The organism is Schaalia vaccimaxillae DSM 15804 (genome assembly GCF_000420425.1).
Classification (GTDB): Bacteria; Actinomycetota; Actinomycetes; order Actinomycetales; family Actinomycetaceae; genus Pauljensenia; species Pauljensenia vaccimaxillae.
The window spans coordinates 44,093-64,375 of record NZ_ATUX01000012.1 but is presented as its reverse complement, the minus strand read 5'-3'; the positions used below and the strand labels follow the sequence as shown (position 1 = coordinate 64,375).

Here is a 20,283-nt window from a genome sequence, read left to right as displayed (position 1 = left end):
AGCTCGGCCAACGTGCAGACATTCTGGGCAAACAGGACGCAGGCGGCCTCGCCCTCGACAAACACTCACCAACCCCACAGGTTCGCACGCGCAGTCCGCAACAGGCAGACGGAAGACAAGCAGGAGAGAGCCAGGCATGAACATCCTCATTGATGCCATCGCTTGGCTAGCTGACGCGGCACACTGGGACGGACCATCAGGCATTTGGGCGCGGATCACCGAACACTTAGGCGTCACTGTCATGATCGTCGCGATCGCGGCTATCGTTGCTGTCCCTGTTGGAATCCTTATTGGACACACCGGCAGATTCTCCAACATCATCACCTTGCTCACCGGCGCAGCCCGAGCAATCCCCACCCTTGGCCTGCTCACACTGGTCGGCCTGTGGATGGGAATCGGCCTGGTGGCGCCCTCGGTGGCGCTGCTGGTGCTGGCCATACCGCCGCTGTTGGCCGGGGCATACTCGGGGGTAGCTTCGGTGAGCGCCTCCACAGTTGACGGAGCACGAGCCATCGGTCTCACCGAAAAACAGATCATCGCTCACGTGGAATTGCCGGCTGCCTGGCCGCTGATCATGGGCGGACTGCGGTCGACAACGCTTCAGGTTGTCGCCACGGCAACGCTGGCCGCATACACGGCTGACGTTGGGTTGGGGCGGTTCTTGTATGCGGGCCTCAAGACTCGCGACTATGCGCAGATGATCGGCGGGGCGCTGCTGGTGGTAGCGCTTGCGCTGGTCCTGGATTTTTTGCTGGCCGTGGTGCAGAAGCAGGTTTCCGCGCGGGTCAACCCTCAGCCACCCGCAGAAATGGACACAGTCGTTGTTTCTGGCCCCAACGCGTTCTCAGTCCCTATTTTCCCAAAGCATCCCTGACCTGCATGAATAATAAAAGGTTTCCCGCGAAGGCGACGCAGCCAATTCACGACTGTGTCTAATTTTGCGGGTAGATCGAAAGGAACACTCCAATGACCCCCAGCCGAAACAGCAAAAGCGCCGCCGCGTCCCCAACACAGTCAGGACGCAGCAGTGGCGGCCGCACCCTCCAGAACAGCAGCCGCGGCCACCACATCCTGGCACCCGGCATTGGTCTGGGCGCAACTCTTGCCGGCGCCGCTCTGCTGATCAGCGCATGCGGTGGAAGCTCAAGCCTTGAAGGGGACTCAGGAGCATCGACCGGTTCCGCAGCCAACCAGTCTGGCGCAGCAAGCTCCACCACCCTGGTGGTCGGCTCCCAGGACTACTACTCCAACGAAATCATCGCGGAAGTTTACGCTCAGGCTCTGGAAGCCGAAGGCTACACCGTCGACCGTCAAATGCGCATCGGCCAGCGCGAGGTTTACATGCCCGAACTTCAGGAAGGCTCCATTGACGTCTTCCCCGAATACACCGGCAACCTGCTCCAGTACTTGGACGCTGACGCAACCGTAGCCGCAGCCGACGAGGTCTACGCCGCCCTGGCCAAAGCTATGCCAGAAAACCTGCGCGTCCTGGATCAGTCCGATGCCTCCGACCAGGACACCTACGTGGTGACCAAGGAATTCGCTGACGCCAACAACGTGTCGTCCCTTGCTGACCTGGCTGGTATTGAAGGTTTGGTTGTCGGCGGCAACTCTGAGCTGGAGACTCGTCCCTACGGCCCGACCGGCCTGAAGGATATTTACGGTGTGAACGTTGGTTTTACTCCTATTGAAGATTCGGGCGGCTCGCTGACTGTAAAGGCTCTGCGCGACGACGACGTGCAGTTGGTCGACATTTACTCGGCTGACCCGGTGCTCGCGGGCGGCGACCTTGTGACTTTGGAAGACCCGAAGGGCATGTTCTTGGCTTCCCACGTGGTCCCGCTAGCTTCCGACAAAGTTGACGAGGCCGCGACCGCAGTCATTAATAAGGTCTCCGCCGCCATGTCCGCGCAAGACTTGGTTGAGCTGAATAGGCAGTCTGTTGAGGATCAGGCTTCCGCTGGTGATATCGCTGCAAAGTGGCTCAAGGCTGAGGGTTTGGTCGACTGAGATTCAGTTACCTCTCCTGTGTCATTGGCGAGGGGCGCTCATTCATCTTGGACGTCCCTCGCCAGACTTTTGGGCGTCCCTCGCGGGGATTCTTGACTTCGCAGCGCCTTCCACAGCGCTACCGCAACCAACACCACAACCACCGAGAACGGCAACGCCAACACAATCGTCGCCTGCTGCAAAATGATGATCCCCCCGGCAGCAAGCATCGCCAAAGTTAATAACCCCGTCGCAAACGCCCAAAAGACACGCAACCACCGGGGGCCGTCCTCGCCCTCGGGCAAATCACGCATCGACAAGAAGGTCATGACCAGGGACCCGGAATCGGAGCTCGTCACAAAAAGCAGAACGCCCACAAACAGCGACACCCCGATGAGCACCACCGAACCGGGCAGTTGGCCCAGCAAACTGTAGAGCCCATTTTCGGGTGCCTGCCCCATCGCCTCGATAAAGGAGGCGTTGCCACTGCGGATCAGGTCAATTGCAGTGTTGCCAAAGATTGACACCCACATCAGCACATACGCAAAGGGCAGCACCAGGGTGCCGGCGACGAATTGTCGGATTGTGCGGCCTCGTGAAATACGCGCCAGGAACAGTCCCACAAAAGCCGCCCACGTGATCCACCACGCCCAGAAGAACAGGGTCCAGGCGCCCAGCCAGTCGTCGGGCCGATCGTAGGGGAAGGTTTCCAAGGTGAGGCCAGGGAAGCGTGAGATCGAGTCGCCTATATTGGCCACGAGCGCGTCGATGAGGAACGCTGTTTTGCCGGTGACCAGCACCCACAGGGCCAGGCCCATGGCGAGGAACACGTTGATGTTTGACAGTAGCCGGATGCCTTTGGCGACGCCGGACACGGCGGAGGCGGCGGCCATGATGACGCATAGGGATAGGAGCGCGATTTGGGTGCCGGGACCTCGCGGGATACCGAAGAGCAGTTCGAGGGCGACGTTGAGCTGGGTGACTCCAATGCCGAGGGTGGCGGCGATGCCGATAACCCCTCCGATGAGGGCAAATGCGTCGACGAGGTCGCCCGTCCAGCCGTTGATGCGTTCGCCAAAGATGGGGCGTAGTGCGGTGCGGATGGAGAGCCGGTCGCGTCTGCGGTAGGCGGCGTATCCGAGGGCGATGCCGAGCAGCGCGTACAGGCCCCAGCCGGAGATGCCTTAGTGGAACAGGGTCCAGGTGACGGCTTCGCGGGCAGCTTCGGAGGTTTGGGGGTCGGCGATGGGTGGGGCCATGTAGTGGGCGGCAGGTTCTGCGACGGCGAAGAACATGATGTCTGTGCCGATGCCTGCACCAAAGAGCATGGCCGTCCATGAGAAGGTTGAGAACTCGGGGGTGGAGTCGTCGGGCCCGAGTTTGACGTTGCCGTAGCGGCCGAGGGCCAGGCCGACCAGGAAGATGAGGATTGCGGTGAGCAGCAGGATGTAGAAGGAGCCGAACCAGCGTCCGGTCCATATGACGGCGGCGTCGAAGAAGTCGTGGATTGTTCGAGGGCGCGCGATGGCGGCTGCGGTCAGTCCGATGATGACGAGGAAGCTGATACCGAAGACAACAAGGTTCAGACGAGGGCGGGTAGCGTGGTCGCCTGGGTTGGGATCGGAGGTGTCGTTTCGCATCGGTGACAAAGTCTAGGTGACGGAGAGGTAGGCTCGGTGCGCGTTGAAGGGGCTTTTGGGCGTCCCTCGGCGGAGTTTTGGGCGTCCCTCGCGGAAAGAATGTTGATGAGGGTAGTCTATTGCCAGAAGCGATCATGACCGATCGGTCAGGTTATGGCTCTGCCACATCCACGAGAAGAGACTCTATGCCTGATATACGTTGGGATACAGACGAGGTCGCTGGCGCAGCCTCGCTTATGGAGCAGGCCGACTCCAAATTTGCGGCAGTCACCATCAAAGCTGCCTCAGGTTGTGGTTACTCATCTAGCGAGTCAGATACGACCGCAGCAGAACTCGACGCAGCTCTGAACTCCTAGCAGACCTGGTTCTCTGGTTTCCCGGAGGAACTGCGCGAAGCAAATAAGACCTTCGAAGAAGCCGAATCTAACGCCAAGGCCGATCTCGAAGCCCTTAGAGAGTTCGGAGTGAAATAAAACATGAGCATTGAGACCCACTTGGACGCCGACCCCACCTCGCTCGACTCCTCCGTCACAGACCTGGAATCGAATGCTAGCGCGATCTCATCTGCAGTCGATGACCTGATGTCTGTCAAAAGGAAGATGGCTGACCAAGAGGGCAGTACTGCAGCCAAGGCAGTCTCTAGTCTCGGGTATGCCATTAATGGTCTGGTCTGGACGAGCTTGAAAAAGATGTGAACTCGTACAAGAACGCTGTTTCAAATTTCGCTGGTTCGATGCGAAAAACTCAGGACGATTTTAAGACTCTGCGTGCTCAGGCCACCCAAGGAGGTTTGAGCGTGGTGGGGACGCAGGTCTTGAAACCGCCAGCAGACACCAAGGACGACAACGGGAAGACTTCTCTCTACGAAAGCTTGTCTGAATGGGCCTATGACATTCGCGTGGCCGAGATTTCCGCACGCGACACCTTTACAGCTGCCTGTCGAGCTATCAGCGCCTCGCCAGTAGCTGAACAGCTCAGAGGACTAGTCTATTCACCCACGCTTCTCGGTATGGCTGGGGTGATCCTCAGTCGGACGGAGGACTCCTTCAATCTCCTCCACGGCTTGTCACTGCGTGGCCCGCGCGCCTTCTTCCAAACTTCGAGGGACTCGGAAAGGGAGGGAACAAGGGGATCAGGTTAGTTCCTCCGCCGACGAACAGGATCGCGTTGTTCTTCGCCAGAGGGCAGATGGAGAACTGGTTCAATGCGAAGCCGAGTACATGGGCATCGAAGGTCTCGCCTCTTCTGCAGAAAGCCCAACCCGCCATGAAGTGGGCCAGTCGAGCTGGCACAGCAGTCACCGCGATTACTTCATTCGTTAACCAGTACCAGTCTGATTCTCGTAATCCGTCTATGGGCGAGGGCGAAAAGATTGCCCGCGCCACCACCCAATCTGCAGCAACCACAGTCGGCGCCTATTTGGGAGCCAAAGGAGGAGCTGCGCTGGGAGCCTCCATCGGCGCCGTCGGCGGCCCTGTTGGTATTGCTGTTGGCGGCATTGTTGGGGGAATCGTGGGAGGCATGATCGGAAGCGGAGTCGGAAGTAAGATCGGGGACGCTTTGAATTCTGGCATTAGTTCACTTTGGCATTGAATGAAGGACGCCAAATATGCTGACCGCTCTAGCTTGCACTGTATTCGGCGCGCTGGTCTTGTGGACCTGGTGGTGCGAAATGTTTTCCGACAACATCGTTGGTCAAATGGGCCGTGCGATGGAAGATCACTTCGGTCTAGGAAAGAATCTGAGCGCGGTCACTTACCCCGCCGGAGCAGCATCTTTCTTCCTCGCCGGAATCGGAATGATCATTGACGCCGCCAGTGGGCCTGAAACTCTTAAAAAAATCTTTGTGTTTGCCGCACTCTTCTTGCTGGCCATCGCCGTCCTCGGTGTCATCCCCTTTCCTCTGCCCGACTGGATGTATCCGGCTAAACGGGAGGCCAAACGGCGCCAAAAGGCACAAAACGACATACAGAAACACTTCGCGGGTATTCAACAGCAAAGTTCTTTCAATGCCCCCCAACTTAGGAACACACATATGGGTGAAAAAATCAGCATCAGCACCCCGGATGATTGGACAACCATCACTGCGGACCAACTTCCCGAAGGTGCCTTGGGTACCGCGGCAGATGATGTCCGACTCATTGTCACCAAACCACCCAAGACTGTTCGTTTTGCTCCGAACATTGTCGTCCTTCGAACCCCTATCGATAAGGATGTAGATCCGGAAGCAGTCCTTGCCGACTCTCGCGATGCGCTCGTGCGCAACATTCCTGGCCTACTGCTCATCGAGGACGCGCCCTGGCCTCCGCACAACCGTTCATGGTCGGGGGTGTTCCGCACAGGTATCTACATCCTCAATGAGGATTCCCTGACTCTCATCCAATGGGCGTGGGTTCATACTGACGAGGACGGCCCCGCTTTGTGGACAGCCACCTTTAGTTGTTTGAGCGCGGATTACCCGAACTTGTCGCAGACCGCCCTCGAAATGGTTGCAACAATGGAGGTTGAACGATGACAGGTCTGGACCCGACAAACCCGCAGCGCCCCATCGCGGTCGTCACTCAAGAGCAGCTCAATGCGTTACACGCGGCTTTAACCGGGCCAATCGAGCAACGCATGCCCCTCGATGAAGCCGCAAAAACAGGCCTGGCTGAACTTGGCATCCTTGACAGTCTTGGCCTCACTCCCAATGCTCGCCCGATCTTCGAGGCTCTGGAATCCGCAGAGCACAGGGTCTGCTCCGTCCTCGTCAATCCATCTGCACCTGAGCAGGTGACGAACCTACGAATGTGGCTTTCGCCAACGTCTACCACGGTCGAACGCACAGACCACGACGGCATCCACCTGTACGCCGTTGACGCGCCCGAGGTTGGGCACGTCCTCGTATCTAATACGAACCTCCAACCGACAGCATTAGTTTCCGACGGCCCACCGTGGATTCCCGCGTCGGCACTGGAAGCCCTACGCACCGGAGATGTTGCCACCAGCGCGAAGGTTCTGGCCGACACGGGATCGCAAGGACCGGATGATTCCCTCGTTGGCCAAGCCATGCGTGACGGATCCTGGTCGCTTTCGCTGATTTTCCGCGAAGAGTTGACCGAGGACGGGTGGGGATTGAGTCATCACATCACGCTGTTGCGCACTCCGGCGATGCTTTATCAGGTCGAGGCGCCTGCTTTCGGTATTGGCGAGGGCGGGGTCCCTGTGGATGGGGAGTGTGCTTTGGTGCCCCTGCCAGGTACGCAGGCGTGGGCGCTTGTTGCGGGACTGCTGCAGCTGGAGGCGGCAACTGAAGGTTTGTAGAGCCAACAACTGGCGCCGATGACGGTTTTGTGCGTCCCTCGCGGGAGTTTTGGGCGTCCCTCGCGGGGTGAAGCGGAGGGGGAGGAGAGAGGGGAGGGGTTAGTCGTCGTCGGAGGCTAGGTCGTCGGCGATATCCTCGGCGCTCTCAAACCCAGATTCGTGGCGCTCATCGTCCTGGGGAGCCTCAAGATGATCCGGAATACCGTTACCATCCGCATCATCAATATCAAGGAACGACAGGTCATAACCTTCGGGCACATCGCGCTTAAGAGTCCACTCTTGCAGCTCCTGCAACGTTGGCACACCCGACAGTGACCCCACCTTCTCAGTGGACTTCGCCGAAGCAAGCAGCGCCATCGACAACCCAGCGCGCCCGCTCAGCCCCCGCATCTTGGCCCACACCAGCGCCGCGGTGAACGGTCTTCCCGCACCCGTCGTATCAACAGCCTGGGCAGGAGCAGCAGGAAGATTGATTTCCTCATCCTCAATAATGGCCACCGCCCCAAGGTTGCCCCTGGTAATAATGACTCCGGGCGTATGCCACGCCAACTGACGCAACGCGTCAATATCACTGCTCTTATGCGTGTAGTTCGCGGCCTCGATCTGATTGAGGACGAACATATCGACCTCGTCCAAGGCCGTCAGGTCAGACGACTTCCACTCCCCCGTCGCATCCCAGCGGCACCCGCACAGCACCCACGTTGGTGTCTCGCCCTCGCCAATGCCATGACGCCACGACGCAATAGTGTCGATATTGGCACCCACAACGTGCAGCTCGGAAGCCAGAGCGGAGGGGCGTTCCGTAATAACAGTCAGCGGCGGCACATCCAAAGACCCGAAGGTCGTCAGCGCACGATCCGCACCCATCGCCAACGACGCGGTGACAGTCTGGCGCGGAACCCTGGTCGCCCACGTCAGGTCGACGCCATCGCGAACCAGCATGTCGCGCACGACGGCGCCGGCCTCGTCAATACCAATAGTGGTGACCAACTCAGTGTCCAGGCCGAGCCTAGCCATGGCGACAGCTTGGACGCCCGAACCGCCGGGGGTCAGCGCCGATTCGGAAACGAATTGTTCTTCGCCGAGGCGGGGCTCGTGGGCCAGCGGCCCCATGACGAGTGAGAGGGTTAACGGCCCTGCAACGCAGACACGTGTCGGAGTCATTGCTCTACCTTCTCATTACCCGCGCGTAATTGGCGAAAGTTCGGGCACCCACGGTGCAGAAAGTAAAGAACGCTTTACACAATCGTGACCTCTCGTTACTTAACTGTAACGACCACATGACGGTCTCAAGACGCAGCCCAAAGGTATCCATGCATAGACTGCCCGAGTATTCGGCGTTTTTCTCCGCCGGACGTACCCATTCAACAGGAGGACTCTTCATGAACCTCAAGAGGACATGGCTGGCTGTTCCCGCCATCCTCGCGCTCGGCCTGACCGCCTGCTCCGGCGGCGGTTCAACCGATGGCGCAGCTTCCGGCTCCGACTCCGGCTCCACCGGCGGCACGAACTACGTGACCACCAACGGCTCCGAGCCCCAGAACCCCCTGATCCCGGCAAACACCAACGAGGTCGGCGGCGGCAAGATCATCGACCTGATCTTCTCCAAGCTCGTCCGCTACGAAGCCGACGGCACCGCTAAAAACGACGTCGCTAAGTCCATCGAGCACAACGAGGACGCCACCGTCTGGACCATCACCCTCAACGAGGATCGCACCTTCACCGACGGCACCCCCGTCCAGGCGCACAACTTCGTCGACGCATGGAAGCTAGGCGCCAAGGAAGCCATGCTCTCCTCCTACTTCTACGCACCCATCGTCGGCGCCGATGAAGAGGGCGCGGGTGACCTGACCGGCCTCGAGGTCACCGGAGACTACTCCTTCACCGTCACGCTGAAGGAACCGGCAGCTGACTTCGGTTCGCGCCTGGGCTACTCCGCCTACGCTCCGCTGCCCGACTCGACCCTGGCTGATCCCGAAGCCGGTGGCGAGCACCCGGTCGGCAACGGCCCCTACATGCTCAAGGATGAAAACGCTTGGGAGCACAACGCTCAGATCACCCTGGTGCCCAATCCCGGCTACGTCGGCGATGAGAAGCCCCAGAACGACGGTGTCCAGATCATCTTCTATGCCTCCCAGGATGCGGCCTACGCCGACCTGACCAGTGGCAACCTCGACGTCCTGGATGCAATCCCGGACTCGGCGTTCTCCACTTACGAGGACGAGCTCGCTGGCCGCTCCGTTAACCAGGCTGCCGCCATCTTCCAGAGCTTCACCATTCCCACCAACCTCGAGCACTTCTCGGGCGAAGAGGGCAAGCTGCGTCGCCAGGCCATCTCCATGGCCATCAACCGCGAAGAGGTCACCGAAACCATCTTCCAGGGCACCCGCACCCCCGCCAAGGACTTCACCTCCCCCGTCGTCGACGGATTCAATGAGTCCGTCGAAGGCAACGAGGTTCTGACCTTCAATGCCGATAAGGCTAAGGAACTGTGGGCACAGGCTGAGGCCATCGCTCCCTTCTCCGGCACTTTCACTATCGGCTACAACTCTGATGGTGGACACCAGGCTTGGGTTGACGCCGTCACCAACCAGATCAAGAACAACCTGGGTATCGACGCCGAAGGCGCCCCATACCCGGACTTCAAGTCACTGCGCGATGACGTGACCAACCGCAAGATCCAGGGCGCTTTCCGTACCGGCTGGCAGGCCGACTACCCGGGCAAGTACAACTTCCTGGCACCGATCTACGCCACCGGCGCTGGCGCGAATGACGGCGACTACTCCTCCGAAGAGTTCGACTCGCTACTGGCTCAGGCCGCCTCGGCAGCTACCACTGAGGAATCGAACGAGATCCTCGACAAGGCTCAGACTGTTCTGTTCCAGGACCTTCCGGCCATTCCGCTGTGGTATGCCAACGTCAACGGTGGCTGGTCCGAGAACGTTGAGAACGTTGTCTTCGGTTGGAATTCGGTGGCTCTGTACACCGACATCACCAAGAAGTGATGTTCTGAGATTGAAGCAGATGCTTTGATCTGACGATTCGCTGGCGTAGGGGCGGATGGGGATTTCTTCGGATTTCTCCCATCCGCCCCTCGTTTGTGGTTGAGGGGTTTCTGCCCTGTCACTCGCCCCTCGTTTGCGGGTGAGGGCCCTGCCCTTTCGCTAACGTATGAAGAAGCGCGTCGAGATCCACCGTTACGCGCCGACGCCGATTCGTCTACGAGCAGGTATCACCACTTAACGGTGGGTCTGCGCGGGTAACTGTGGTTCTCGCCGGGTAACTGTGGGGCTGGGCGCAACCGTCAATCTGGGCGAGCTGCGATGGGTCTGGCAGGCAGCGGTGGTTCTCACCACGTAACGGGGGTCCGGGCGGCACCCTCGCACGGTGCCACCAACTTGGGCGTCCCTCGCGGGAAAGATGTGCGTCCTTCGCGAGACTTTTGGGCGTCCCTCGCGGGTGGGGAGGTCAGGGTTAAGCCCAGCAGACCACCAAACCATTCCCAGACGGCGCCCAGACAGCACTCAGATGCGATTCCACAATGTGATCATGCCCCGTTCAGCGTCTCACAAAATATCGTTTGCCGATCTTTTACCCTATGATGCCGAGAGTGTGCGTCCCCGACCGGGCCTCGCACACCGTTGCCGCCCTCGTGACGACAACGTCCCATCAGTGCGACATCCAGCCGCACTACAGAGTCGAAGGACCACTCCATGCTGCGCTACATCGGACGGCGCCTCCTGCAGACCATCCCGGTCTTCTTCGGAGCGACGTTCCTGATCTTCGCAATGGTCTACCTCATGCCAGGCGACCCCGTACAGGCGCTTGGCGGAGACCGTGGCCTCTCCGAGGCCGCCGCCGCAGAGATCAGGGCTGAATACAATCTGGACAAACCGTTCTGGATGCAATACCTGCTCTACCTCAAGGGCGTATTCACCCTCGACTTCGGTAACACCTTCTCCGGTCAGCCCGTCATCTCCGTTATGGCACACGCCTTCCCCATCACGATTCGCCTAGCCCTCTACGCGCTAGCAATCGAAGCTATCGGCGGCATTATCCTCGGAGTGATCGCAGGCATCCGACGCGGCAAGGTATTCGACTCAACCATCCTCGTCTTCTCCCTGCTGCTGATCTCGGTTCCGACATTCGTCCTCGGCTTCCTGTTGCAGTTCATCCTGGGCGTCAAACTCGGCTGGTTCCCCACCACCGTGGGCGTCAACGTCAACTTCCAGTCACTGACAATGCCCGCCATCGTGCTAGGCGGCGTCTCCCTGGCCTACGTCACTCGCCTGACCCGCCAGTCGGTGTCCGAAAACGTCTCAGCCGACTTCGTGCGTACCGCACGCGCCAAGGGCCTACCCGGCGGCCAAGTGATGAGCCGCCACATCCTGCGTAACTCCCTCATCCCCGTTGCCACCTTCCTGGGCGGCGACCTCGGAGCTCTCATGGGCGGCGCCATCATCTCCGAAGGTATCTTCAACATTTCCGGCGTCGGCGGAACCCTGTGGCAAGCCATCATCAAAGGCGAACCCGCAACCGTCGTCTCTGTGACCACAGTGCTGGTCCTGGTCTACATTTTCGCCAACCTTGTCGTAGACCTCCTGTACGCCGTGCTCGACCCGAGGATCCGCTATGAGTGAGTACATCCCCTCAGCCAACATCGCGCGCACCCGCGCTGGACAAAGCCACTACGTCTCCGACATCGACGAAACCGGCCTGGGTGCAGTCGACGCCGTTGCAGACGACTCTGCACCCTCGTCCATGTGGGGCGAAGCCTGGAAAAACCTGCGCAAACGCCCCATCTTCTGGGTCGCCGCATTCATCATCCTCTTCGCCATCGCAATGGCCGCAATCCCCCAGCTTTTCACCAGCCAAGACCCGCGTTTTTGCGAACTGGCCAACTCGCAGGCCGGCCCGACCGACGGTCACCCCTTCGGTTTTGACCGCCAGGGCTGCGACATCTACGCCCGCGTGATCTACGGAGCCCGCGCCTCGGTCACCGTTGGCGTCGTCACCACCATCATGGTGGCCATTATCGGTGGTGCCATTGGTGCGTTGGCCGGCTACTTCGGCGGATGGTTCGACTCGGTCCTGTCGCGCATCACCGACATCTTCTTCGCGGTTCCACTGCTGTTGGCCGCCATCGTTTTTATGCAGATGTTCAAGGAACACCGCAACGTGTGGATGGTCATCCTGGTGCTCAGTGCGTTCGGTTGGACTCAGATTGCGCGTATTACCCGCGGCGCCGTCATGACGGCTAAGAACGAAGAGTTCGTGACCGCGGCGCGCGCCACCGGCGCATCCAAGTTCCGCATCCTCATGAGCCACATCATGCCCAACGCGATGGCCCCGATCATCGTCTACGCGACGGTTGCTCTGGGCACGTTCATCGTGTCCGAGGCATCCCTGTCCTTCATGGGTATTGGCTTGCCGCCAAACATCGTGTCTTGGGGCGCCGATATTTCCGCCGCCAAGGCTTCGCTGCGTTCCAGCCCGATGGTGCTGTTCTACCCAGCAGGCGCCCTGGCTATGACCGTTCTCAGCTTCATCATGATGGGTGACGCCGTGCGCGACGCCCTCGACCCGAAGGCCCGCAAGTGAGCGAAAACGAACAGACCCCGCAAACTCCCACCGAGGAGCAGTTCGAAGAAGCCGTCAACCGGATCGTCCTGGGTGACGAGGGCGCCTCCGCCGCCGAACCTGCGACCGCTGAAGGTGGCGTCGTCCTCGACCCGTCCACCACTGCCGAGGGCGAGGGCGAGCTCCACCCCGACGACGAGGCCCCGCTGCTCAAGATCACCGATCTGGAGGTCACCTTCACGACCTCGACGGGCATGGTGCCCGCTGTGCGCGGCGCAAACGTCACCATCTACCCCGGCCAGACGGTCGCCATCGTTGGCGAATCCGGCTCCGGCAAGTCCACGACAGCTGCCGCCGTTATCGGCCTGCTGCCAGGCACGGGCAAGGTGACCGCAGGCTCCATCGAATTCGATGGGCGAGACATCACCAACCTGTCCTCCAAGGAATGGGTTGAGCTGCGCGGCTCCGGCATTGGCCTGGTTCCCCAGGACCCGATGACCAACCTCAATCCGGTGCTGCGCATCGGCACCCAGGTCAAGGAAGCCCTCACGGCAAATAACGTCGTGCCGAACTCTCAGACCGGCAGGCGAGTCGCTGAACTCCTTGACGAAGCCGGCCTACCAGACGCGGCGCGTCGCGCCAAGCAGTACCCGCACGAGTTTTCCGGCGGCATGCGCCAGCGCGCCCTCATTGCCATTGGTTTGGCTGCTCGCCCCAAGCTGCTCATCGCTGACGAGCCGACCTCTGCCCTGGATGTGACGGTACAGCGCCGCATCCTCGACCACCTGGGGATGCTGACTCGCGACCTAGGGACCGCGGTCCTGTTCATCACCCACGACTTGGGTTTGGCTGCCGAGCGCGCCGAACAACTCATCGTCATGCACCGTGGTCGCATTGTCGAATCGGGACCGGCGCTGGAAATCCTCCAGCACCCGCAGCACCCCTACACGAAGCGCCTGGTGTCTGCTGCGCCCTCGTTGGCGTCTGCTCGCATTGAGTCGGCTCATGCGCGCGGTATTTCGGTGACGGAAGAGGAACTGACCGGCGCCGGCAAGGGAGCCGTTGCTACTGACGAGATCATTCGCGTTGAGAATCTGACTCGCGAGTTCGACATTCGTGGTGCCAAGGGCGAAGCCAAGAAGCTGCTGGCCGTTGACAACGTGTCCTTCGGACTGCGGCGTGGAACCACTCTGGCGGTTGTGGGCGAGTCTGGTTCGGGCAAGTCCACTGCGGCGAACATGATTCTGCATCTGCTCAAGCCCACATCAGGTCGCGTGTTCTTTGACGGCCAGGACACGTCGAAGTTTTCCGATAAGGAACTTTTCGCGTTCCGCCGCCGCCTGCAGGCTGTGTTCCAGAACCCCTATGGGTCTTTGGATCCGATGTATTCGATTTACCGTCTGATCGAGGAGCCTTTGCTGGTTCACGGCTACGGTTCGGCCCAGTACGCGGAGCAGGAGTTTGCGCGCGCCCAAGCTACCGGCCGCGAGCCCGAGGCATGGATCCAAAAGATCATGGAAGTGCGTGCTGCTGGACGTGAGCTGACGGCTGCTGAGAAGAAGGCACTCAATCCGAAACGTCTGCGCGTTGAGCGGGTTTCAGAGCTGTTGGACATGGTGGCGTTGCCGCGTTCGGCGATGCGTCGCTACCCCAATGAGCTGTCTGGCGGTCAGCGTCAGCGCGTGGCTGTGGCTCGCGCTTTGGCTCTGAACCCTGAGGTGATTGTTCTGGACGAGGCCGTGTCCGCTTTGGACGTACTAGTTCAGAACCAGATTCTGCACCTGCTCAATGATTTGCAAGCACAGCTTGGCTTGTCCTATCTGTTCATCACTCACGATCTGGCTGTGGTGCGCCAGATTGCTGACGACGTGGTGGTCATGGAGCGAGGCAAACTGGTTGAGCAGAATACAACCGACGAGCTGTTCAACAACCCGGTTCAGGATTACACGCGCGATCTGATTGACGCGGTCCCCGGCCGCCGAATCCAGCTGAATCTTTAAGGGCTACCTACGCCCCTTCCGCCGAGAGCAGACCTTATGGTCGTTTTTGGCCCTCAAACGGGCCAGATTTGACCACAAAGTCTGCTCTCGGCGCAGTTTTAAGGAGTGCGTCCCTTCCACCACGTGCGCACCGCGACCACGCCCGCGAAGGTTCCGAGGGTGTTCATAATGACGTCATCGACGTCGGCAATCCGATATGAGCAAGGAACAACGCCGTAAAGGCCGGTCCACTGGGTCAGCTCAATCAAACAGGACACGGCATATCCAATAAGCGTCCACAACGCCAAGGTCGCCCAGGGGTGTTCACGAGGCCGGGGCTCGCCCTCGTACATCACACGGCTCGACGGCGGCAGACCACCAGCATCACCCGACGAAGACGTACAGCGGCGGCTCAGAAGACGTCGGCTCGCGCCAAAATGTACTTCAAGCAGCGCGCCGAAAGGCATAAAGAGCACGATATTGAGCACCACTTGGACCGCGTAAATCCCAGCTCGCCACGATCTACCCGCCGCAACAAGGTCAGCGATCCCCACGAGGGAACCGCCCGGCACCAGATTCGACCAGTCCACTCGGCGGGCGCACCACGAGGCCGGATCGTCCGGCAGCGGCAGAGTTGTTAAAACCATCAGGGTCGCAAGGTAGAGCCAGGTCAGAAGCCATAGGCGGGAGCGATGGCCACGCATCCACCAGACACCAGTGATGACAACGGATAGGACAAGGACGACGCCGGCGTCGAAAAGCCAATCCGCTGCGCTGTTCATAGCTCCTATCGTCCCATGGTTTCTCCTCCCACCTCGAAGCCCCTCCTCCGCCGAGAGCAGACTTTATGCGCAAAAATCGTCTAAAAACAGGCCAAAAACGACCATAAGGTCTGCTCTCGGCGGGAGGGGGCCAACAACTCCCATGACAGATGTCATGGGAAACCTTGCCTCAGACGACACTTCTGCCACAGCCAGCTCGCCACCAGGATTAAGTCATGACAAGAACACAGGCAATCAGCGTTGCCGAAGTCTCCAAAAACTTCAGCTCCTTCACCGCGGTGCGCGACGTCAATCTTGATGTCCCCAGCGGCCAAATCATGGCCCTCCTGGGGATGAACGGTGCCGGTAAAACCACGCTCATTGACATGATCATCGGTTTCCAAAAGCCCACCACAGGCTCAACGCAAATCTTTGGCATGGCCCCGCGTGACGCCATTCGCCGCGGACTCGTCGGCGTCGTCCACCAAACCGGTGCGCTATTGCCCGAATACACGGTGACTCAAACACTCAAGCTCTTCGCCGCCACCCATGACCAGCCGCTCCCCCTCGACGACATCCTGGAACGCACCGACCTAACGGCCCTAGCCAAGCGCCGCGTCGGCAAACTCTCCGGAGGCGAACAACAACGGGTCCGCCTGGCGTTGGCTCTCTTGCCCGACCCGCAACTCCTGATCCTCGATGAACCTACTGCCGGGATGGACGCGGTGGCCCGCCGACGTTTCTGGGAGCTCATGCGACACCAGGCAGACGCTGGCTGCACCATCGTCTTCGCCACCCACTACCTAGCTGAAGCCCAGGATTTCGCTGAACGCACCATAATCATGCGCGGTGGACGCATCATCCGCGACGGCGCCACCGAAGACATTCGCCGTGACGCCACGCAATCCCAGCTGACCATCTCTGTTCCGGTTTCCAGCGTCAACGAGGCCGAGGCCGCCCTCGCTAATCTGCCGCAGTCCGATCGGTGGCAAGTGTCCTGGGCCGACGAGGTGGGCGCCGCGTCCTCGGCCGATACTGCCTCCGCGGACTCGCCGGCAGCCAAGCGCAATCGCGCCCCAGCTCCCACAGAACGCACGCTGACTGTTAGCGGTCACGATTTAGATGACGCCGCCCGCGCCCTGCTCAACATTGCGGGCACCCACAGCCTCGAGCTGACCTCCGCCACCCTTGAGGACGCGTTTGCCTCCCTCGTCGACTCCGATGATTGTCAGGACTGAACGATGACCACACCAAACGTAGTGAACGACCCTTCACAGCATGCCAACTTGGGCGTCCCTCGCCAGACTTTTGGGCGTCCCTCGCGGAAAGTGGGGTCGGGCTGGAAAGGCCTGCCAACCTTGACGTGGTGGAACTTCTGGAAGCTCATCACCAACCCGTTCTCGCTGGGTTTTTCCATCGCACTACCGATCTTCATGTACCTGATGTTCGGCACCGACGCCACCTTCGCCGACACCAACATCGGGCACGCTAACGTCAGCGCCGCCATCTTAGTCAATATGGCGATCTACGGGGTCATAATGACCTCGTCATCAATGGGTGCCAACGTCTCCCTTGAACGAGTCTCAGGCGTGAGCAGGCTCTATGCCCTGACCCCCATGTTGTCCAGCGCGCTCATTGTTGCACGACTGCTGGCTTCCATCCTCATCAGCGCCGTCGTGCTCGCCCTCGTCTACACGATCGGCGCCACCACCGGTGCAACTATGGAACCGGCTGCGTGGATTGGTTCCGCGCTGATCATCTTGGTAGCCACCATGATGCCCACGGCTTTGGGGTTGGCCGCCGGATACCTCGTGCGTTCAGATGGGGTGTTTGCCCTGACCTCAATCATCACCGTGGTCTGTTCCTTCATGTCCGGCATGTTCATGCCGCTGGAGCAGATGGGTGAGTTCTTCTCCGCAGTTGCTCCGTGGACGCCCTTCTACGGGATGATGAAGCTGGCTCAAGTTCCGCTGATTGGGTGGGACTCGTTCGAATGGCAGTGGGCTGCGACGTGGCTGGGCTGGGCGGTATTCTTCGCGGGCGTGGCCGTATGGGCGCAGCGTCGCGACACGGGGCGTTGACGGGGAAGGCTAGGATCACGACTATGGCTAGGGCATTTGACGAGGGCGAGGCCGGGTTGGCAACTGTCCCCCAGGCCCAGAAACCAACGACAACCTCGCACAATGACCCCACCTCAACAACGAACTCACAGAACGTGGGCGTCCTCGGCATTCCCAAAGACCGGCTCATTTCGCTGGCGTGGGCCACACCCTTCCTGGTGTTCCTCATCTTCCCCATCACCGCTGCCATTCGCGCCGGATGGTCCCATCCGGTGGTCCCCTACCTGCTGACAAGCACCGCAGCCCTGGCCATCACCTATATCGCCGCGTGGATTATTAACCCTCCCGCGCCGCTATCGCCGCGCATAACAAAACGCTTCGTCGTGTCCTTTGTCCTGGTGGTGGCCGCACAGGTTGGGATGGAATCCCTCGTTCTTCTCCCCGAGGCCAAGCAGATCACCGGCGGCGCATACATGGTCTGCTACATCGCATCAATCGCCGCTCTGCTTTCGCCCAAACCTTTATTGATTCCCTCAACAGGGTTCTCTGTAGTGCTGGTTGCGCTCGAGATTCTTCTGGTGCCCGGTGAGCAACACTTCGCTATCCTCACCGTTTGCATGACCCTGGTCATTTGCTTACTGGCGCGCAACGGCGTGGAAAGAGACCGCCGCGAAAGTGTCCGGCACCAGCACGAACTCCTCTTGGAACGCGAGGTCGAGCGTTCAAGAATTTCAGCCGACCTGCACGACATCCTTGGCCAGACCCTCACCGGAATCACGGTCAAAGCAGACCTGGCCGGACGGTTGCTCGACGCAGGACGCAGCGACGAGGCGCGCACACAGATCGACGAACTTACAGAACTATCCCGGTCAGCTCTGGCGGATGTACGAACCGTGGTCGCCCAGAACCGAACCCTTTTGCCAGAAACTGAAGTCGAGCAGTCGCGCGGCCTCGTCCAAGCAATCGGAGCTCGTTTCGAAGTCGTTTACGAGGGCGAGCCCGCCCCGGGTGCACCGTCGACCTTGGTGGCCCACACGATCCGCGAGGGCGTGACGAATGCTCTGCACCATGCGGCGCCATCGGTTGTTACGGTGACCCTGCGTTCGGACGGGGTCAAGGTAGTCAATGACGGTTTGCTCGACAATGATCGCGTTGGCTCTGGGCTTGCTGGCCTGCGGGAGCGGGTTGGTGAGGCGGGGACGGTCACCGCTGGAGTTGAGGATGGCCGTTGGGTGCTTGACCTCGCCCTTAAAGTTGAAGCATGAGCAACGAGGGCACCTGCGCGACTGCATGGTTAGAAGCGAGGCAACGCCTCATCACTGATAAAGAACATTCAAACCTAGACAACGGGAGTTTGTGATCGTGCGTATGGGCACCGTTGTACCGAGCGATTCGCGTAAGGTCGGAGGTCTGGCGTGATCCGAGTCCTCGTCGTTGACGATCAGGCGATGGTTCGCGGCGCCCTCGCCACCCTGCTCGCTTTAGAACCAGACATCGAGGTCGTCGGCCAGGCCTCTAACGGGGTGGAGGCCTTAGAGTTCCTGTCCGCTGTAGCGTCCTCAAACTCCGATCAGTTGCCCGATGTTGTCTTAACGGATGTGGAGATGCCGCGCATGGATGGTATTACTGCCTGCGAAGCCATCCTGTCTGCCCATCGGGGCGTGCGAGTGCTCATGCTGACAACCTTCGGCAGGCCAGGCTACGTCCAGCGTTCCTTGGACGCGGGCGCTAGTGGTTTCGTTGTTAAGGACGCGCCCTCCGAACAATTAGCTGATGCTGTGCGCCGCGTTGCCGCAGGCCAACGAGTCATAGATCCGACGTTGGCGGTGGAGACTTTGTCGCGCGGAGCCTCGCCGCTCACTGATCGTGAGGCAGATGTGTTGCGATCCGTGTCCGAGGGCGGGACCATCGCTGATATTGCCGCAGCTTTGGGGTTGAGCCAGGGAACGGTGAGGAATCATGTGTCTGCCGCAATGCTCAAGACTCAGGCGCGCACGAGGGCAGAGGCCGTGCGTATCGCCACCGAATCCGGCTGGCTGTAGGCGCCCCGATTATTCCCCGCTTGCTACGCCCTCGTTCCCCTGCCCGCACCCCCCTTCGCCGAAAGCAGACTTTATGGTCAAAAATCGGCTGAAAATGGTTAAAAAACAACCATAAGGTCTGCTCTCGGCGGTGTTAGGTGCAGGAGGCCAGAACCTTCGCCATGGCGTCATATTCCGTCTGAGTCACCGACAAACCGTAAGAAGACTTCACCCCAACCTGACGGCTGACATACTCGCAGCGAAAATCCTTATTCGTCGGCAGCCAGGTATCCGCCGAGGAAGCAGACTTGTCCTGGTTGGCTTGCCCATCAACGGCTAAGAGATTCTCCGGATCATTCGCGAAAGCCTGGCGCGTCGCTAAATCCCACTTCCATGCCCCAGACTGCCACGCATCCTTCAACGCGACAACGTGATCGATCTGAACCAAATTCGACGTGTCCTGACCCCGCTGAAACTCCATAATCTTGCCAACATACGGCTCAGCCAAGGTGCCCGACAAGACCACACAGTCATGAGTCCCCGGCTTAAAGGTCGGGCGCGCCAAGTCCCTGGCCAACACATCGTTGCGAGTATCGCAGCCATTGTGATCCTCATCCGCCCACGCCTGACCAAATTGATCGCGCTGATATTCGGGCACGTCAAAAGACTCCCCAACTGACCGCACCCGCAGACCCTGTAATTGGGAGGCCGCCTCAGAGTCGGGCAAGTCCGTTGGCGAAGCTCCCGGCAAAGCCTGGGGCAACGCCAACTCATCCCAAGGCCAAGTAACTTTCCGCCCAAAACGCGACTCCAGACGCGCCAGATCAGGCCCCACACCGGGAACAAAAGCCCACACCAAGATCAACGCGATCAAAACACACACCACCGCATCGCCCAAACCCCAGCGCCTACTCCTGCGCCGACGCCCACGATGCGACATGTTGTCTCCC

General features: G+C 60.0%; 18 protein-coding genes and 1 pseudogene. 15 read left to right on the top strand and 4 right to left on the bottom strand.

Annotated elements, in window-relative coordinates; all coding sequences use genetic code 11:
• Positions 1–136 precede the first annotated feature (136 nt).
• Together G439_RS11955 and G439_RS0110060 are read left to right on the top strand one after the other, a co-directional pair.
• A complete protein-coding gene (locus tag G439_RS11955) occupies positions 137–874 on the top strand; it encodes an ABC transporter permease (RefSeq protein ID WP_022869060.1) in 738 nt (245 codons plus the stop codon).
• A 92-nt stretch (positions 875–966) separates the two neighbouring features.
• Positions 967–2,010: an ABC transporter substrate-binding protein gene (locus tag G439_RS0110060; RefSeq protein WP_022869059.1), complete on the top strand. Its 1,044-nt coding sequence runs from the start codon at positions 967–969 to the stop codon at positions 2,008–2,010.
• A gap of 38 nt (positions 2,011–2,048) precedes the next feature.
• Here the strand turns inward: G439_RS0110060 and G439_RS12450 are convergent.
• Positions 2,049–3,629 (bottom strand): annotated as a pseudogene (locus G439_RS12450) (BCCT family transporter).
• Positions 3,630–3,814: 185 nt separating this feature from the next.
• Between G439_RS12450 and G439_RS12660 the strand changes: the two are divergent.
• The 5 genes from G439_RS12660 (at position 3,815) to G439_RS0110025 (ending at position 6,932) form a co-directional block, all read left to right on the top strand.
• Entirely contained in the window at positions 3,815–3,985 is a 171-nt protein-coding gene (locus G439_RS12660; protein WP_022869058.1) for a hypothetical protein, read from the top strand.
• A 120-nt stretch (positions 3,986–4,105) separates the two neighbouring features.
• Complete coding sequence (locus G439_RS0110045; protein WP_022869057.1) at positions 4,106–4,324, top strand: hypothetical protein; 219 nt, start codon at positions 4,106–4,108, stop codon at positions 4,322–4,324.
• A 493-nt stretch (positions 4,325–4,817) separates the two neighbouring features.
• Positions 4,818–5,222: a hypothetical protein gene (locus G439_RS0110035; protein WP_022869055.1), complete on the top strand. Its 405-nt coding sequence runs from the start codon at positions 4,818–4,820 to the stop codon at positions 5,220–5,222.
• A 16-nt stretch (positions 5,223–5,238) separates the two neighbouring features.
• The gene (locus G439_RS12280; protein WP_022869054.1) at positions 5,239–6,144 is read left to right on the top strand and encodes a hypothetical protein; all 906 of its coding nucleotides are present in this window, start codon (positions 5,239–5,241) and stop codon (positions 6,142–6,144) included.
• Complete coding sequence (locus G439_RS0110025; protein ID WP_022869053.1) at positions 6,141–6,932, top strand: hypothetical protein; 792 nt, start codon at positions 6,141–6,143, stop codon at positions 6,930–6,932. The genes G439_RS12280 and G439_RS0110025 overlap by 4 nt, the downstream gene beginning before the upstream one ends.
• 99 nt (positions 6,933–7,031) lie before the next feature.
• On the opposite strand, the gene G439_RS11940 is transcribed toward G439_RS0110025, so the two are convergent.
• The gene (locus G439_RS11940) at positions 7,032–8,096 is read right to left on the bottom strand and encodes a carbohydrate kinase family protein (RefSeq protein WP_022869052.1); all 1,065 of its coding nucleotides are present in this window, start codon (positions 8,094–8,096) and stop codon (positions 7,032–7,034) included.
• Positions 8,097–8,314: 218 nt separating this feature from the next.
• On the opposite strand from G439_RS11940, the gene G439_RS0110015 reads away from it, so the two are divergent.
• From G439_RS0110015 to G439_RS0110000, 4 genes are all read left to right on the top strand, one after another.
• On the top strand, positions 8,315–9,937 hold the full coding sequence (locus G439_RS0110015; RefSeq protein ID WP_022869051.1) for a peptide ABC transporter substrate-binding protein: 1,623 nt from the start codon (positions 8,315–8,317) through the stop codon (positions 9,935–9,937).
• Between the two features lie 708 nt (positions 9,938–10,645).
• Positions 10,646–11,572, top strand: a complete 927-nt coding sequence (locus tag G439_RS0110010) for an ABC transporter permease (RefSeq protein WP_022869050.1) — start codon at positions 10,646–10,648, stop codon at positions 11,570–11,572.
• Entirely contained in the window at positions 11,565–12,533 is a 969-nt protein-coding gene (locus G439_RS0110005) for an ABC transporter permease (protein WP_022869049.1), read from the top strand. Before G439_RS0110010 ends, G439_RS0110005 begins: the two co-directional genes overlap by 8 nt.
• The gene (locus tag G439_RS0110000; RefSeq protein ID WP_022869048.1) at positions 12,530–14,512 is read left to right on the top strand and encodes an ABC transporter ATP-binding protein; all 1,983 of its coding nucleotides are present in this window, start codon (positions 12,530–12,532) and stop codon (positions 14,510–14,512) included. The genes G439_RS0110005 and G439_RS0110000 overlap by 4 nt, the downstream gene beginning before the upstream one ends.
• A gap of 98 nt (positions 14,513–14,610) precedes the next feature.
• Here G439_RS0110000 and G439_RS11935 read toward each other — a convergent pair whose 3' ends face one another.
• Positions 14,611–15,273, bottom strand: a complete 663-nt coding sequence (locus G439_RS11935) for a VanZ family protein (RefSeq protein WP_022869047.1) — start codon at positions 15,271–15,273, stop codon at positions 14,611–14,613.
• Between the two features lie 215 nt (positions 15,274–15,488).
• Between G439_RS11935 and G439_RS0109990 the strand changes: the two genes are divergently transcribed.
• From G439_RS0109990 to G439_RS0109975, 4 genes are all read left to right on the top strand, one after another.
• Entirely contained in the window at positions 15,489–16,490 is a 1,002-nt protein-coding gene (locus G439_RS0109990) for an ABC transporter ATP-binding protein (protein WP_022869046.1), read from the top strand.
• A gap of 3 nt (positions 16,491–16,493) precedes the next feature.
• Complete coding sequence (locus G439_RS0109985; RefSeq protein ID WP_022869045.1) at positions 16,494–17,333, top strand: ABC transporter permease; 840 nt, start codon at positions 16,494–16,496, stop codon at positions 17,331–17,333.
• 23 nt (positions 17,334–17,356) lie between these two features.
• Positions 17,357–18,577, top strand: coding sequence for a sensor histidine kinase (locus G439_RS11930; protein WP_022869044.1), 1,221 nt, complete (start codon positions 17,357–17,359; stop codon positions 18,575–18,577).
• Between the two features lie 183 nt (positions 18,578–18,760).
• Entirely contained in the window at positions 18,761–19,354 is a 594-nt protein-coding gene (locus tag G439_RS0109975; RefSeq protein ID WP_051125771.1) for a response regulator transcription factor, read from the top strand.
• A gap of 133 nt (positions 19,355–19,487) precedes the next feature.
• Here G439_RS0109975 and G439_RS0109970 read toward each other — a convergent pair whose 3' ends face one another.
• Complete coding sequence (locus tag G439_RS0109970) at positions 19,488–20,273, bottom strand: HNH endonuclease family protein (RefSeq protein WP_026459604.1); 786 nt, start codon at positions 20,271–20,273, stop codon at positions 19,488–19,490.
• Positions 20,274–20,283 lie beyond the last annotated feature (10 nt).

Bases quoted from the DNA above. Each gene is read 5' to 3' on its own strand.
- G439_RS11955 (WP_022869060.1), top strand. From the start codon at position 137: ATGAACATCCTCATTGATGCCATCGCTTGGCTAGCTGACGCGGCACAC.
- G439_RS0110060 (WP_022869059.1), top strand. From the start codon at position 967: ATGACCCCCAGCCGAAACAGCAAAAGCGCCGCCGCGTCCCCAACACAG.
- G439_RS12660 (WP_022869058.1), top strand. From the start codon at position 3,815: ATGCCTGATATACGTTGGGATACAGACGAGGTCGCTGGCGCAGCCTCG.
- G439_RS0110045 (WP_022869057.1), top strand. From the start codon at position 4,106: ATGAGCATTGAGACCCACTTGGACGCCGACCCCACCTCGCTCGACTCC.
- G439_RS0110035 (WP_022869055.1), top strand. From the start codon at position 4,818: ATGGAGAACTGGTTCAATGCGAAGCCGAGTACATGGGCATCGAAGGTC.
- G439_RS12280 (WP_022869054.1), top strand. From the start codon at position 5,239: ATGCTGACCGCTCTAGCTTGCACTGTATTCGGCGCGCTGGTCTTGTGG.
- G439_RS0110025 (WP_022869053.1), top strand. From the start codon at position 6,141: ATGACAGGTCTGGACCCGACAAACCCGCAGCGCCCCATCGCGGTCGTC.
- G439_RS11940 (WP_022869052.1), bottom strand. From the start codon at position 8,096: ATGACTCCGACACGTGTCTGCGTTGCAGGGCCGTTAACCCTCTCACTC.
- G439_RS0110015 (WP_022869051.1), top strand. From the start codon at position 8,315: ATGAACCTCAAGAGGACATGGCTGGCTGTTCCCGCCATCCTCGCGCTC.
- G439_RS0110010 (WP_022869050.1), top strand. From the start codon at position 10,646: ATGCTGCGCTACATCGGACGGCGCCTCCTGCAGACCATCCCGGTCTTC.
- G439_RS0110005 (WP_022869049.1), top strand. From the start codon at position 11,565: ATGAGTGAGTACATCCCCTCAGCCAACATCGCGCGCACCCGCGCTGGA.
- G439_RS11935 (WP_022869047.1), bottom strand. From the start codon at position 15,273: ATGAACAGCGCAGCGGATTGGCTTTTCGACGCCGGCGTCGTCCTTGTC.
- G439_RS0109990 (WP_022869046.1), top strand. From the start codon at position 15,489: ATGACAAGAACACAGGCAATCAGCGTTGCCGAAGTCTCCAAAAACTTC.
- G439_RS0109985 (WP_022869045.1), top strand. From the start codon at position 16,494: ATGACCACACCAAACGTAGTGAACGACCCTTCACAGCATGCCAACTTG.
- G439_RS11930 (WP_022869044.1), top strand. From the start codon at position 17,357: ATGGCTAGGGCATTTGACGAGGGCGAGGCCGGGTTGGCAACTGTCCCC.
- G439_RS0109975 (WP_051125771.1), top strand. From the start codon at position 18,761: ATGGTTCGCGGCGCCCTCGCCACCCTGCTCGCTTTAGAACCAGACATC.
- G439_RS0109970 (WP_026459604.1), bottom strand. From the start codon at position 20,273: ATGTCGCATCGTGGGCGTCGGCGCAGGAGTAGGCGCTGGGGTTTGGGC.